Origin of the sequence: Brevundimonas sp. (assembly GCF_029945885.1) — a bacterium.
Lineage (GTDB): Bacteria > Pseudomonadota > Alphaproteobacteria > Caulobacterales > Caulobacteraceae > Brevundimonas.
This window is the reverse complement of the sequence record NZ_JAQSDK010000037.1, coordinates 116,089-130,247: the sequence shown is the minus strand read 5'-3', so window position 1 is coordinate 130,247 and position 14,159 is coordinate 116,089. Positions and strand designations below refer to the sequence as shown.

Genomic DNA, 14,159 nt, shown 5'->3' with positions numbered 1-14,159 from the left:
GGTCCGGTGGTGGTGTGCGGAAACGGTCGTTCTGCCCGAGGGCGTCAGATACTGCCGCGATCAAGTAACGCTAGTCGGTCTGCTTTGAAGACGCTGTCACGATGCGAGGTTTCGGGGCAATATCCATGCCCCTGCCGCCGCCGGGCCGTTGCTGCTCAGCCCCGTCCCTTGACCAGCGCCTCCACCACACCCGGATCCGCCAGCGTTGACGTATCCCCCAGGCTGTCGACCTCGCCCTCGGCGATCTTGCGCAATATCCGCCGCATGATCTTGCCCGAGCGGGTCTTGGGCAGGCCCGGGGCCCAGTGGATGGCGTCGGGGGCGGCGATCGGGCCGATCTCCTTGCGGACGTGGGCGACCAGGGCGCGTTTCAGGTCGTCGTGCGGCTCGATCCCGGCGTTCAGGGTCACATAGGCGTAGATGCCCTGGCCCTTGATGTCGTGGGGGAAGCCGACCACGGCGGCCTCGGCCACATGCGGGTGCAGCACCAGGGCGCTCTCGACCTCGGCCGTACCCATCCGGTGGCCCGAGACATTGATCACATCGTCGACCCGGCCGGTGATCCAGTAGTAGCCGTCCGCGTCGCGACGACAGCCGTCGCCGGTGAAATATTTGCCCGGATAGGTGCTGAAATAGGTGTCGAAGAAGCGTTCGTGGTCGCCCCAGACAGTGCGCATCTGGCCGGGCCAGCTGTCGGTGATGCACAGGTTGCCGCTGGCGGCCCCGTCCAGAACCAGACCCTCGGCATCGACCAGTTCCAGCGCGACCCCGGGCAGGGGTTTGGTGGCCGAGCCGGGCTTGAGGTCTGTCGCGCCGGGCAGGGGGGCGATCAGGGCTCCGCCGGTCTCGGTCTGCCACCAGGTGTCGATGATCGGCAGTTTCCCGTCGCCGACCACCTCATGATACCAGCGCCAGGCCTCGGGGTTGATCGGTTCGCCGACCGTGCCGAGCAGGCGCAGACTCTTGCGGGACGAGGCCTTCACCGGGGCGTCGCCGTCTCGCATCAGGGCGCGCAGGGCGGTGGGGGCGGTGTAGAAGATCTCGACCTGGTGTTTGTCGACCACCTGCCAGAAGCGGCCGTTGTCGGGATAGTTGGGCACGCCCTCGAACATCAGGGTCGTGGCGGCATTGGCCAGGGCCCCATAGACCACATAGGTGTGGCCGGTGACCCAGCCGACGTCGGCCGTGCACCAGAAGACCTCGCCGGGGCGGTAGTCGAACACCAGCTCATGGGTCCAGGCGGCCCAGAACAGATAGCCGCCCGTGGTGTGCAGCACGCCCTTGGGTTTGCCGGTCGAGCCCGAGGTATAGAGGATGAACAGCGGGTCCTCGGCATTCATCGGCTCGCACGGACAGTCGTCGCCGACCGTCTGGCGGATGTCGTCATAGCGCACGTCGCGACCGGCCACGATCGGCACCTCGGCCCGGGTGTGGGTCAGGACCAGAACGGTGTCGACGCTGACCTTCTCCAGCGCCGCGTCGACATTGGCCTTCAGCGGGATGCGCTTGCCGGCGCGCAATCCCTCGTCGGCGGTGATGACGATCTTCGAGCCGCAGTCCTCGATCCGCCCGGCCAGGCTGTCGGGCGAGAAACCGCCGAACACCACCGAATGGACGGCCCCGATGCGGGCGCAGGCCAGCATGGCCACGGCGGCGGCGGGGATCATCGGCAGATACAGGGTGACCCGGTCGCCCTTCACCACACCGAGCGCCTTGAGCACATTGGCCATGTGGCTGACCTCGCGGTGCAGCTCGCGATAGGTCATGCCGCCTGACCATGCCGGATCATCGCCCTCCCACAGGATGGCGGTCTGGTCACCGCGCGCAGCCAGGTGCCGGTCGATACAGTTCCAGGCCACGTTCAGCACCCCGTCGGCGAACCAGCGGATGCGGAAGTCTGCCTTGTTGAACGAGACGTCCTTGATGACCGTCGGCGGGGTGATCCAGTCCAGCCGTTTCGCCTGTTCGGCCCAGAAGGCGTCGGGGGTCTCACGGGCGGCGATCCGGGCCGTCTCATAGCCGGCCCGGTCCATGTGGGCGCGCGCGGCCCAGCCGGCGGGGACGGGATAGAGTTCGGAATCGCTCATACTGGACCTCACGGTTTGGACTCGCGGGCAGGGGACACCAGCCGGTCGTCGAATTCCAGTCTTCATCCTGATCCGTGACAGGCTTCGGCTTCCGCTATTGCAGGAGCGGAGGCAACGCAGCGTAAACTTTGGTTGAACAGCGGCCTCCCTGTCGTGCATGAGACCGGCATGCTTCGTCGTCTGTTCAATCGTGCGCCCAAGGCGGTCCCGGCCGCGCCCCTGCCGGTTCCCGCCGGTGTGCCCGCGGGCACGGTGGTCTGGGCGATCGGTGACATCCACGGGCGGCTGGATCTTCTGGACCGGCTGCTGTCGGCCATCATCGACAGCGACACGCCGGACGATGGACATCGACCGGTTCTGGTCTTCCTCGGTGACTATATCGACCGGGGGGCCCAGTCCTGTGGCGTGATCGACCGGCTGGTGGTCCTGGCCGACGATCCGGCGTTCGAAACGCATTTTCTCATGGGCAATCATGAGGACAAGATGCTGGAGTTCCTCGAGGACTCCACCGTCGGTGCGGCCTGGTGCGATTACGGCGGGGCCCAGGCCCTGGAGTCGTTCGGCCTCAAGGTTCCCGTGCTCAAACATCGCCCCGAGGGCTGGGCTGCACTGTCCTCCGACCTCGCCCACCGACTGACGACGGGCCAGCGAACCTTCCTTGAGTCCCTGAAATACAGCGTCACTATCGGCGGCTATTTCTTCGCCCATGCCGGGGCCCGTCCAGGCGTGGCGCTGGACGACCAGGCCGACCACGACCTGATGTGGGTTCGCGGGTCCTTTCTCAACAGCGAGGCACGGTTCGAGCGTATGGTCGTGCACGGTCATACGCCGGCCGACGAACCCTATATCGATCACCGTCGCATAGGGATCGACACCCGGGCCTATGAGTCCGGCGTCCTGACTGCGGTGCGGCTCGAGGGGCTGGGGCACGGTTTCCTGCAGGCCGTGCAACGAGCCGATGGCGAGATCGTGGTGCGTCCCTGGACGGCTCCGGTTCCGGCCTGAACCGTCCGGCCTAGTCCAGCGACAGCGGCGCGCCGCCGTTGCTCACCAGCGCCGGCCAGGACGCCGCCAGCTGCTGGAAGCCCGCCATGATATGATAGAGGGAACTGGCCGGGGCCGGTTCCGGGACAAAGCCGCCGCCGGGCAGATGTTTGTCGTGCCACAGGCCGTCGGGCGTCAGATATAGCCACAGCGCCCGCAGGGCCGTAGCCGCGTCCTCAAGCAGGATGGCCCGCGTGTCCGGCTCTGCGGTTTCCGCCAGGATCAGGGCCGCCTTCAGCCATTCGGTCTGGGGCCACAGCCGCGCCTGCCGGCTGCGCACCGAACCGTCGGCGTTCAGGGCGTCGATGACGATCTCGGGCCGGTCAGTCACGCCCCGCCGCCCGGCGGCATAGAGGTCGGATGCGGCGGTGAGGGCGCGCGCATCGCCGCGGCCTTGACCGTAGCGGGTCAGAAGCCATGCCCATTCGAACTGATGGCCGGGTTCCACCAGGGTCCCGTCCTCACCCTCGGCCGGGGTCCAGTCGGCGCGGAAGAATTCGCGCAGAAAGCCGCCGTCCGGAGCGATGAAGGCGTCCAGGGCCAGCGCCACCAGATCGTCCGCCAGGGTCGACCAGCCCGGGTCGCCGCCGGCCGACTCCCAGGCCAGGCAGGCTTCGAGCAGATGCATATGGGCATTGGCCTGGTAGGGGTGGTCGCCGGCCTCGGCGAAGCCGCCGTTTGGCAGGACCTGCCGCAGCAGGGCCTCGCGCAGGCGCACGGCGGTGTCTTCCAGCGCCGCATCCTCGTGACCCGCGGCATGCACCGTGGCGAGGGCCAGCAGGACAAAGGCCTGATCATAGAGTCTGGGGGTGTCGTCGAGTGCGGCGCCACTGGCCGAGATCAGGGTCCGGCTCAGGCCGTCGTCACGCAGGTAGTCCGCCTGGATGCGGGCAAGCGCGGTGGAGACGATACGCTGCCAGGGACCGATCCAGCCCAGCCGCCCAGCTTCCGCATAGACGAAGATCTGACGGGCCTGGACCCGGGCCCGGTGCGGACGGCCTGTGTCCCGACCGTCAAGCGACAGGGCCTCGACGAACAGGCCGTTGCCGGTCTGGCCCAGGGTCGACCAGGTGGGCAGGGCGCGCAGACGCAGCCAGTCGGCGAACCGGCGACCGCCCGGGGCCAGGGCTTCCGGGGGGGCGGTCGGGAAGTCCAGATGTCGGGGCGCACGGCTGCGCAGGGTGTCGACCAGCGGCTTGACCGCCTGGGCCCTGGATAGATCGCAGACCAGAACGGCGTCAGCCTCGACGATGATGGCCAGGTTGCTGACGCCCACGGCAGCGACCAGCGTGCCCTCGGCCGCCCGGATCAGGCAGTCTGAGGAGTCCTCCAGCACGTGGTCGCCGGAATTGCCGGTTCCCGCGGCAAAGATCGCATCCCAGGCACCGAGGTCGGACCAGGCGAAATCCACTTCCAGAACGGAAGCGAGCCGGGTCTTCTCCATCACCGCATAGTCGATCGAAATGTCGGGGGCGGCGAGGAAGGCCTCCGTCAGGGTCTGGCGAAACGCCCCGGGATCGGTGGGGACCGCAGCCCGGGCCGCGCGCTCGACCTCGGGGGCCAGGGCCTGCATCTCGGCGATCAGCGTCCGCGCTGCGGCGATGAAATTGCCGCTGTTCCAAAGATAGCCATTCTCGATGTGGCGGGCGGCGGTCGGCGCGTCGGGCTTTTCGACAAAGGCCTCGACCGCAGACAGGCCGCGGCCGGCGGGCTTGATATAGCCATAGGCTTCGGAGGGGCTGGTCGGGCGTACGCCCAGGGTGACGATGCGCCCGTCGCGTGCGCCGTCAACGGCCTGGATCAGGGCGGCCCGGAAGGCGGCATGATCGGGAATATGGTGATCGGAGGCCACAAAGGCCGCGATGCCGTCAGGATCCAGCGCGTGGATCCGGATGGCTGCCGCGGCCATGGCTGCGGCCGATCCCCGCCCGTCGGGTTCCAGAAGAATCCGGGCCGTCACACCGAGTTCGTCCAGCTGTTCGGCGATCCAGTGCCGGTGGGCGACGCCTGCGACCACAATCAGTTCGCCGCCGGTCTGCACAAGCGGCACAACCCGGGAAACCGTGTCCTGAAACAGCGAGCGGCTACCCGTCAGGGACAGGAATTGTTTCGGCCGGGACGGCCTGGACGCCGGCCACAACCGGGTCCCCGCGCCGCCGCACATGATTACAGGATAGAGAGCCACGACAACGCCTTAGCTTTCAGGAACCGACAACGGCAACTCCTTTCGGGTCGGGGACGGGAGAAAGGAACCCGCGCCGGCCCCCCTGTATAACGTCCGCGTCATTGAATGTAATCAGAGGTTGTGTATCCGCCCTGCGTTACCCGGGTGGCAGGACGGGGCGGGCCTGCTAGGACGGATACACCCAGCGAGGATGACCGATGAAGACCGCTATCAGACTGATCGCCGCCGCCGTGATCGTGGTGCTCCTGTCCCTGATGCTGGGCCCTGTCCTCGAAATCGAGCAGACGGCCCGGGTGTCCGACAAACTGGCCCATGTGGCCGCCTTCTTCCTGATCGCGGGCTGTATCGAGGTCCTGATCTGGCGCGGCACCGTGCTGCTGTCCTGCCTGATGGCGCTCGTCATCGGCGGACTGGTCGAACTGATCCAGGGGGGCACCGGACGCGATGCCAGCTGGGGAGACTTTCTCGCCGATTTCATCGGCGTCTCTGTGGCCTTCGTCGTGATGAAGACCTTGAAGCCTCGTCTCGACAGGATCATGCGGCCGGGGCCGGACCTGTCCGGGACCCGGCCCTGACGGGAGTCAGGCTCAGGCCGCCTCTGCTGCCGCCGGCACCGCCTCGAGGGCGCGCGCCAGGTCGGCCACCAGATCATCGCCATGCTCCAGTCCGATCGACAGGCGCAGCAGGCCGTCAGTAATTCCCGCCGTCCGGCGCGCCTCGGGCGTCATCGCCGCATGGGTCATCAGCCCGGGGTGGGCGACCAGGCTTTCCACGCCGCCCAGGGATTCCGCCAGGGTGAAGACCGCCAGGCCGTCAACGAAGCTGCGGACGGCATCGAGCCCGCCGTGCAGCTCGAAGCTCAGCATGGCCCCGAAGCCGGCCTGCTGCCGGGCGGCGATGGCATGGCCGGGATGGCTGGCCATGCCGGGATAGTGGACGACCCGCACCGCAGGCTGGCGCACCAGCCATTCGGCCACCTGCTGGGCGGTCTGCTGCTGGCGCTCGATGCGGGCGAACAGGGTGCGCACCCCGCGCAGCGTCATATAGGCGTCGAACGGCGACCCGGTGACGCCGAGGCAGTTGGCCCACCAGGCCAGCTGTTCATGATCGGCCTGGTCGGCGGCGATCACGGCCCCGCCGACCACGTCCGAATGGCCGTTGATATATTTGGTGGTCGAGTGGATCACCAGATCGGCACCGAGCGCGATCGGCTGCTGCAGGGCCGGGGACAGGAAGGTGTTGTCGACGGCGACCCTGGCCCCGACCGCATGGGCACGTCGGCACAGGTCAGCGACATCGACGATGCGCATCAGCGGGTTGGAGGGGGTCTCGATCAGGATCAGTTTCGGCCGCCGGATCAGGGCTGCGTCAAAGGCGGCGACGTCCCCCTGGTCCACGAATTCCACGCTGAAATGATTGCGCCGGGCCCGGGCCGTCAGCAGTCGGTGGGTACCGCCGTAACAGTCGTGCGGGGCGATCAACAGGTCGCCGGGTTCCAGTGAACACAGGGCCAGGTCGACCGCAGCCATGCCGGTTGCGGTAATGACGGCCCCGGCCCCGCCCTCCAGTTCGGCCAGGGTCTCGGCCAGGACGTCGCGGGTCGGGTTGCCCGAGCGCGTATAGTCATAGCGGCGCTTGCCATCGAGGCCGTCGAAGCTGAAATTGCTCGACAGATAGAGCGGCGGCATCACGGCCCCGTGGGCGCTGTCGGCGTTGACACCGTGGCGCGCGGCCAGGGTGGCGGGATGCTGGGCGGGGGGACAGGTCATGCGGCGATCTCACGGTACCGGGCGGACAGGGGGAGGAGGGCGTCGGTCAGGGCGCGGCCGATCAGCTCACGCTCCTTGAGAAAGCCGTCATGGCCGAAGATCGAGGGGGCCTCGACGAACTGCGCCAGGCTCGGGACCCGGGCGGCCAGATCACGCAGGTCGTCGATCGGCACCAGACGGTCCGAGGTGAATCCGACCAGGGTGAGGGGGGCGAGGATCCGCTCGGGGGCCACCTCATGACGGTCCAGGGAGTCCGACAGGCTGATCCAGCGATCCACACCCATGGTACGGCTGTAGGCCGCGCCGCGCGCGGTCAGATACTCGCACACCGGGTAGGACTCGCCCGCCGCCGCCGGCGCGGTCGAGGCGAAGCGCAGGCCGAATTCCTCGGGTGTCCGGTAGGAGGTCATGGCCAGTTCACGGGCCAGGGCGATCCCCTCCGCCTCCTGCCCGGCCTTGCGGGCGAAGCTGAGGATCCGGCGCTGCAGTCCCCGCCAGGCTGTGGCCATCGGATGGGTTCGGTGGGCGGCGGAGATCACCACCAGCCGCCCGATCCGGTCCGGAAAGGCGGCGGCGAAGGCCAGGGCCACGACCCCGCCGTAGGAGGCTCCGACAAAGGCATCGAGGCGGGGCTCGCCGATCCCGTCCAGCAGCAGGGCCAGCAGACGTGCCTGATCGGTCGCGGTAATGGTCACGATTGTCTCGCCGTCGCCGGGCAGGAAGTCGAAGGCCAGAACCCGGGTGGTCTCCAGGTCGACCGGGCCACCGCGACAGACTACCCAGGGCCACCAGCCCGGTTCGCCCGCCGCGTCCAGCGACGGAAACCGGCCGCTGGAAATGCCGCCTGAAACGGCGACCAGCGGACCATTGTCCGGACCGTGGAGCCGCCCCTGGACCCGTCCGGTCAGCAGACGCTCGCCGGACTCCAGTCGGAAGTCGGCCGGAATGACGGCGTGGACATCACGGCCGTGGGTGGTGTTGCGGGGCGTCGGGGATGGGGTCGGCACGGGTCACTCCAGGTCTCGGTCATCGAGACTCATGCAGTGACAGACCCGTGAAGACGTCGGACCCCACCTGTGGCGGGGTCTTCGCTTCACTCATCTCTCGCGGCTCCGGAGAACCCCGCAGGAGTTGGCACCATCTCGCGCGGCGGGTAGCCACGCGCAGGTTGCCCCGGCGTCAAAGGGCCTATCCCTCAGCCGGTCTTGATGAGTGCCATTACGTTGGCGAAGGACCGCGCCGCCGTCAATCCCCTCCGGAGAGGCGCGTCGGCGAACGCAGGCGGGCCGTCATTCGGGGTCGCCAAACCGGGACGCAACCGGCTAGATGTCCGGGTCCCGAAATTGGCGGGGCTCCGGGGGTGGGCTGATGAAACGTTCCTTGCTGACGACTGTTGCCGTGCTGGTGTTTGCCGCGCCGGCCCTGGCCCAGACCCCGCCGCAGCCCGCGCCGGCCCTCGACCCGATGCCGGTGCCCGCTCCGGTGGCGACCGCTGACGCGGCGGTGGCGGCCGAGGCCGCGGAGACGCCGAAATGGGATGTGCAGAACCCCGCGGGACCGTCGCGCGACATCCCGCTGGACGTCACCGAGGGCACCTGGATGTCGCTCGACGTCAGCCCCGACGGCCGCGAAATCGTCTTTGACCTGCTGGGCGACATCTATGTGATGCCGATCGCCGGCGGCGAGGCCCGCGTCATCGCCAGCGGCGTCGCCTGGGACATGCAGCCCAAATATTCGCCGGACGGTCGCCAGATCGCCTTCACCTCGGACCGCGGCGGTGGCGACAACATCTGGGTGATGAACCGTGACGGGTCGAACCCGACCCAGGTCAGCGACGAGGACTTCCGCCTGCTGAACCAGCCCGACTGGTCGCCGGACGGGCAGTTCATCGTGGCCCGCAAACATTTCACCTCGGGCCGCTCGCTCGGGGCCGGCGAGATGTGGATGTACCACCGTTCGGGCGGTGGCGGGGTGCAACTGACCGAGCGCCGCACCCAGCAGAAGGACACCGGGGAGCCCGCCTTCTCGCCCGACGGCCAGTATCTCTATTTCAGCGACGACACCACGCCGGGCCAGACCTTTGACTACAGCAAGGATCCGAACGGCCAGATCTATGTGATCCAGCGACTCGACCGGAACACCGGCGAGATCAATGAATTTGTCTCGGGCCCGGGCGGTTCGATCCGGCCGACCCCGTCGCCGGACGGGCGTTCGCTGGCCTTCATCCGCCGGGTTCGCGGCCAGTCCGTCCTCTATGTCAAGGACCTCGAGTCCGGCCGCGAGACGCCGGTCTATGATGGCCTGGATCGGGACCTGCAGGAGACCTGGGCCATTCACGGCGTCTATCCGGCCATCAGCTGGACCCCGGACAACACCGCCATCGTCTTCTGGGCCGGTGGCAAGATTCACCGCGTCGACGTGGCCTCGAAAGCGGTCACCGAGATTCCCTTCCACGTCGCCGACACGCGCCGGGTCGAGGACGTCGTGCGTTTCCCGGTCGAGGTCGCGCCCGACCGCTTCGATGTGAAGATGATCCGCTGGGCCACCACCTCGCCCGACGGCAGCAAGGTCGTCTACGAGGCGCTCGGCAGTCTGTGGATCCGCGATCTGCCCACCGGCACGCCGCGCCGGCTGACGCGCCAGTCCGATCATTTTGAACTGTATCCGTCCTGGTCCCGTGATGGCCGGTCGATCGTCTACACGACCTGGAGCGACGGCGATCTGGGCACGGTCCGTGTCGTGCCGGCCTCGGGCGGCACCGGCCGGGTCGTCACCCGCCAGCCGGGTCACTATCTGGAGCCGACCTTCTCGCCCGACGGCCGCACCATCGCCTATCGCAGCACCAGCGACGGCTATCTGACCACGGCCCTGTGGAGCCAGAACCCCGGCATCTACCGGATTCCGACGGCGGGCGGCGAGGCGACCTTCGTCACGGACGACGGCGTCACCCCCCGGTTCGGCGCGACCAATGACCGGATCTTCTTCACCGGCCGCGAGGGCGAGAACCGGGCGTTCAAGTCGGTCGACCTGACCGGCCACGACGAACGGACCCATCTGACGTCCGAATATGCGGCCGAATTCGTGCTGTCGCCGGACGAGCACTGGATCGCCTGGACCGAACGGTTCAACGCCTATGTCGCCCCCTTCGTCGCCACTGGCCGACCGGTCAGCCTGAGCGCCGACGGCAAGGCCCTGCCGCAGACCCGGGTGACCCGCGACGCCGGCGAGTGGCTGCACTGGTCGGGCGATTCCGGTCGTCTGCAGTGGTCGATGGGCCCCGAGCTGTTCACCCGCGACCTCGACCAGACCTTCACCTTCGTCGACGGGGCACCCGAGACCCTGCCGAAACCGGCCGAGGCCGGGATCAATATCAGCTTCACCGCCGACTATGGCCGACCCACGGGTCGGGTGGCCCTGACCGGGGCCCGCCTGATCACGATGAACGGTGAGCAGGTGATCGAGGACGGGGTGGTCGTCGTCAACGGCAATCGTATCGAGTCGATCGGACCGCGCGGCTCGGTCACCGTGCCCGCCGATGCGGTGGTCATGGACATGAGCGGCAAGACCATCATCCCCGGGATCGTCGACGCCCACTGGCACGGCTCGATGGGATCGGACGAGATCATCCCGCAGCAGAGCCGTATCGACTATGCGTCGCTGGCCTTTGGCGTGACGACGATCCACGATCCGTCGAACGACACCAGCGAGATCTTCGCCCACAGCGAACTGGCCAAGGCGGGTCGCATCGTGGCCCCGCGGATCTTCTCGACCGGCACCATCCTGTACGGGGCCCGGACCGCCTTCACGGCCCAGGTCGACAGCCTCGACGACGCCCTGTCCAACCTGCGTCGCATGCAGGCCGTCGGGGCCGTCAGCGTCAAGAGCTACAACCAGCCGCGCCGCGACCAGCGCCAGCAGGTCATCGCGGCCGCGCGCGAACTGGGCATGATGGTCGTCCCCGAGGGCGGCTCGCTGTTCCAGCACAATATGTCGATGATCGTGGACGGCCATACGACCATCGAACACTCGATCCCGCTGGCCAATCTGTATGACGACGTCCACCAGCTGTGGCGTCAGACCGAGGTGTCCTACACCCCGACCCTGGTCGTGGCCTATGGCGGCAGCTGGGGCGAGAACTACTGGTACGAGACCACGCCGGTCTGGGACGACGCCCGCCTGCAGCAATATGTGCCGCGGCGGGTGCTGGACAGCCGGGCGCGTCGCCCGGTCCAGGTGCCCGAAAACGAACTGAACCACATTGCCATCGCCCGCGAGGCGACCCGGCTGTCGCGCGAGGGCGTCAATGTCGAACTGGGGGCCCACGGCCAGCGCGAGGGCCTGGCCGCCCACTGGGAGATGTGGATGATGGAGCAGGGCGGTTCAACGCCGATGGAGGCCCTGCGCTTCGGCACATTGAACGGGGCCAGGGCCCTGGGCATGGATCGCGACATCGGCTCGCTGGAGGTCGGCAAGCTGGCTGACATGGTGGTGCTGGACGCCAACCCGCTGGACAGCCTGCGCAACACCACGGCCATCGCCTATACGGTCGCCAATGGCCGGGTCTATGACGCCCGTATGGACGAGGTCGGTCGCCGGTCGCTGCCGCGCGCCCCCTTCTGGTTCGAGGGCAGTGACGGCGAGGCCTGGAGTGCCGAAGCCGCCAGTTCGGAAAGCGGCGGCCACGGTCACGGTCCGGACTGAGGACGTGCCGCCCGCCTGCGCGGGCGGCCGTCCCCGGCCGGAATGAGTCTAGAAGCCCAGCGAAAGGCTGGCCACGAAGCGTGATTCCGACAGCACGCCGTCCACGTCGGTGTCGTGGTAGCGAAGGTCGACGCCGAGGGCGTCGTTCAGCGCATAGCCGACACCCAGGTTCCAGGTCGCATAGTCGTCATTGACGTCCAGATACTGTTCACCCACGGCTCCGGACAGGCTGATCTTGTCGGTCACGGCCCATTCGCCGTTCAGTTCGACATAGGTGGCGGTCTCGTCGACGCCGAAGAAGTCGGGGGAGTAGTAGACGGCCAGACCCAGGGTCGCCGGGCCGATCGCGCGGGAGGCGGCGGCCTTGACCTCAAGGTAGTCATAGTCGGCCCCGGACGGCGCGTCGGCGTAGAAATAGCCGACCAGGCCGAGGTCCCATTCATAGCCGGCCGCTTCGCCGCGAACACCGCCGTAGATGTCGAACTCGGCCTTGGTGTCATCGCCGAAATCGACGTTGGACGCCCAGGCCCCGGCATAGAGGGCACCGGCGGTCAGGTCGGCCCCCAGCTGGAAGGCCGGATCCTCATCCGTCTGGCTGAAGCCGCGGAACACATAGTCGCTGGTGACGGTGGCGTTGAACGCAACCTCGGCACTCTGGGCCGAGGCCGCGCCGGCGGCCAGCAGCAGGGCGGCGGCGGCTGCACTCGCAAGATAGATACGCATTGGATGATCCCCTCGTCTTGGTTGAAGTCGGTTGAAACGGTCGTGTGCGGCAGGTGCCGCGTTTGCCCGGGTGAGGGGGGAGGCCCCCGCCCGGGCAATTCGGATCAGGCGTGGTCGAGAACCTCGCCGTGCAGGTGGGAGTCGAGGCCTTCGTCCTCCTGGGACTCGGTGACCCGCAGTCCGGTCGTGAACTTGCAGATCAGCAGGATCACGAAGGTGCCGCCGGCGCTGTAGGCGATGGTCCAGGCCAGGCCGAGGGCCTGGGTGGCGACATGAGCCCCTTCCGACGCCCCGTTGATCATCGTCGTGGCGAAGACCCCGGTCAGAAGCGCCCCGGCCAGACCGCCCGCGCCGTGGATGCCGAAGGCGTCCAGGCTGTCGTCATAGCGCAGCAGTTTCTTGATCCAGATCGAGGCGATGTAGCAGACCGGACCGGCGATCAGGCCGATGATCACCGCCCCCTTGGGATCGACGAAACCGGCGGCCGGCGTGATGGCCACCAGACCGGCGACGACACCGGACAACATGCCGATCAGCGACATCTTCTTCTTCTCGATGAACTCGATGATCTTCCAGGTCAGGGCGGCGGCGGCGGCGGCCAGGATGGTGTTCAGCAGGGCCACGGCCATCAGGCCGTCGGCAGCCCCGGCCGAGCCGGCGTTGAAGCCGATCCAGCCGACCAGCAGCAGCGAGGCCCCGATCATCGTCAGCACCGGATTGTGGGCGGTGATGGTGTCGACACCGTAGCCTTTGCGGCTGCCCAGGAACAGGGCGCAGACCAGACCCGCGACACCGGAGTTGACGTGCACGACGGCACCACCGGCGAAATCCAGCACGCCCGCGGCCCCGAGGAAGCCGCCGCCCCAGACCCAGTGGCAGATCGGCGCATAGACCAGCAGCGACCAGAGGGCCGTGAACAGCAACAGGGCCGAATATTTGAACCGCTCGGCAAAGGCCCCGGTGATCAGCGCCGGGGTGATGATGGCGAAGGTCATCTGGAAGGCGACGAACAGGAATTCAGGAATGCCCGGCAGCAGGCCGTTGGCCGTTTCCAGCGTCACCCCGTTCAGGAACAGCATGTCCAGTCCGCCGACATAGGGCTGGAGCTCCGCTGACGGATTGGCCCCGAAGGCGATTGAATAGCCGGCGATGAACCAGACCAGACAGACCACGGCGAAGACGCCGACCGACTGGGTGATGGTGGCGATGACGTTCTTGCGCCGGACCATGCCGCCGTAGAACAGGGCCAGGCCCGGCAGGGTCATCAGCAGCACCAGCGCCGTCGATGTCCCCAGCCAGGCTGTGCCGGCGGCGTCCAGCTCCAGCGGAGCCTGATGCGCCAGCAGTGTCGGAGCGCCCTCGTCCTCGGCGGGCGACGGTGCCACGACCTCCGCCTCGACGGGAGTTTCGACGGCAGAATCAGAAACGACCGCAGCGGGTGCTGCGGTCGTTGGAGAGGCGGTTTCCATGGCGGCGACGACGGCGGCGCTGTTGGGTGCGGCGAAGGCACCCCCGGCCGCAAACAGCGCGGCGGTGAGAAGGCAGAGGGCGACAATGCCCGGTAGCCTGTTCCAGATCTTGGTCATGTGGAGGTCCCCCTTGGTTATCTCGCAGTTGCGAAATGTTTAACGCATTTGCGAGCTTGGCAAG

At 67.8% G+C, this 14,159-nt stretch carries 9 protein-coding genes and 1 riboswitch; of the genes, 3 read left to right on the top strand and 6 right to left on the bottom strand.

Translation table 11 applies throughout. The annotated features are described in order from the left end of the window. Positions 1-155: 155 nt before the first annotated feature. The gene (gene acs / locus PSV00_RS13605) at positions 156-2,087 is read right to left on the bottom strand and encodes an acetate--CoA ligase (protein WP_300448176.1); all 1,932 of its coding nucleotides are present in this window, start codon (positions 2,085-2,087) and stop codon (positions 156-158) included. Positions 2,088-2,255: 168 nt separating this feature from the next. On the opposite strand from acs, the gene PSV00_RS13600 reads away from it, so the two are divergent. Beyond that, complete coding sequence (locus PSV00_RS13600) at positions 2,256-3,092, top strand: metallophosphoesterase (RefSeq protein ID WP_300448173.1); 837 nt, start codon at positions 2,256-2,258, stop codon at positions 3,090-3,092. Between the two features lie 10 nt (positions 3,093-3,102). Here the strand turns inward: PSV00_RS13600 and PSV00_RS13595 are convergent, their stop codons facing one another. Beyond that, entirely contained in the window at positions 3,103-5,295 is a 2,193-nt protein-coding gene (locus tag PSV00_RS13595; RefSeq protein WP_300448961.1) for an AGE family epimerase/isomerase, read from the bottom strand. A 218-nt stretch (positions 5,296-5,513) separates the two neighbouring features. Here PSV00_RS13595 and PSV00_RS13590 point away from each other — a divergent pair, with 218 nt between their 5' ends. Next, positions 5,514-5,891 (top strand): VanZ family protein, encoded by a 378-nt coding sequence (locus PSV00_RS13590; protein WP_300448171.1) that lies wholly within the window; start codon positions 5,514-5,516, stop codon positions 5,889-5,891. 12 nt (positions 5,892-5,903) lie between these two features. Here the strand turns inward: PSV00_RS13590 and metB are convergent, their stop codons facing one another. Both metB and PSV00_RS13580 read right to left on the bottom strand, forming a co-directional pair. Then, the gene (gene metB / locus PSV00_RS13585; protein ID WP_300448168.1) at positions 5,904-7,085 is read right to left on the bottom strand and encodes a cystathionine gamma-synthase; all 1,182 of its coding nucleotides are present in this window, start codon (positions 7,083-7,085) and stop codon (positions 5,904-5,906) included. Then, on the bottom strand, positions 7,082-8,092 hold the full coding sequence (locus tag PSV00_RS13580; RefSeq protein ID WP_300448165.1) for a homoserine O-succinyltransferase: 1,011 nt from the start codon (positions 8,090-8,092) through the stop codon (positions 7,082-7,084). Before PSV00_RS13580 ends, metB begins: the two co-directional genes overlap by 4 nt. A gap of 87 nt (positions 8,093-8,179) precedes the next feature. Then, a riboswitch (SAM riboswitch) is annotated at positions 8,180-8,300 on the bottom strand. 153 nt (positions 8,301-8,453) lie between these two features. On the opposite strand from PSV00_RS13580, the gene PSV00_RS13575 reads away from it, so the two are divergent. Next, on the top strand, positions 8,454-11,786 hold the full coding sequence (locus PSV00_RS13575; protein WP_300448162.1) for an amidohydrolase family protein: 3,333 nt from the start codon (positions 8,454-8,456) through the stop codon (positions 11,784-11,786). Between the two features lie 48 nt (positions 11,787-11,834). Here the strand turns inward: PSV00_RS13575 and PSV00_RS13570 are convergent, their stop codons facing one another. Together PSV00_RS13570 and PSV00_RS13565 are read right to left on the bottom strand one after the other, a co-directional pair. Then, complete coding sequence (locus PSV00_RS13570; RefSeq protein ID WP_300448159.1) at positions 11,835-12,509, bottom strand: TorF family putative porin; 675 nt, start codon at positions 12,507-12,509, stop codon at positions 11,835-11,837. A 104-nt stretch (positions 12,510-12,613) separates the two neighbouring features. Beyond that, positions 12,614-14,095 carry an ammonium transporter gene (locus tag PSV00_RS13565; RefSeq protein ID WP_300448155.1) on the bottom strand — a complete coding sequence of 494 codons (1,482 nt, stop codon included), beginning with the start codon at positions 14,093-14,095 and terminating at the stop codon, positions 12,614-12,616. Between the last annotated feature and the right edge of the window lie 64 nt (positions 14,096-14,159).

Bases quoted from the DNA above. Each gene is read 5' to 3' on its own strand.
- acs (WP_300448176.1), bottom strand. From the start codon at position 2,087: ATGAGCGATTCCGAACTCTATCCCGTCCCCGCCGGCTGGGCCGCGCGC.
- PSV00_RS13600 (WP_300448173.1), top strand. From the start codon at position 2,256: ATGCTTCGTCGTCTGTTCAATCGTGCGCCCAAGGCGGTCCCGGCCGCG.
- PSV00_RS13595 (WP_300448961.1), bottom strand. From the start codon at position 5,295: ATGTGCGGCGGCGCGGGGACCCGGTTGTGGCCGGCGTCCAGGCCGTCC.
- PSV00_RS13590 (WP_300448171.1), top strand. From the start codon at position 5,514: ATGAAGACCGCTATCAGACTGATCGCCGCCGCCGTGATCGTGGTGCTC.
- metB (WP_300448168.1), bottom strand. From the start codon at position 7,085: ATGACCTGTCCCCCCGCCCAGCATCCCGCCACCCTGGCCGCGCGCCAC.
- PSV00_RS13575 (WP_300448162.1), top strand. From the start codon at position 8,454: ATGAAACGTTCCTTGCTGACGACTGTTGCCGTGCTGGTGTTTGCCGCG.
- PSV00_RS13570 (WP_300448159.1), bottom strand. From the start codon at position 12,509: ATGCGTATCTATCTTGCGAGTGCAGCCGCCGCCGCCCTGCTGCTGGCC.
- PSV00_RS13565 (WP_300448155.1), bottom strand. From the start codon at position 14,095: ATGACCAAGATCTGGAACAGGCTACCGGGCATTGTCGCCCTCTGCCTT.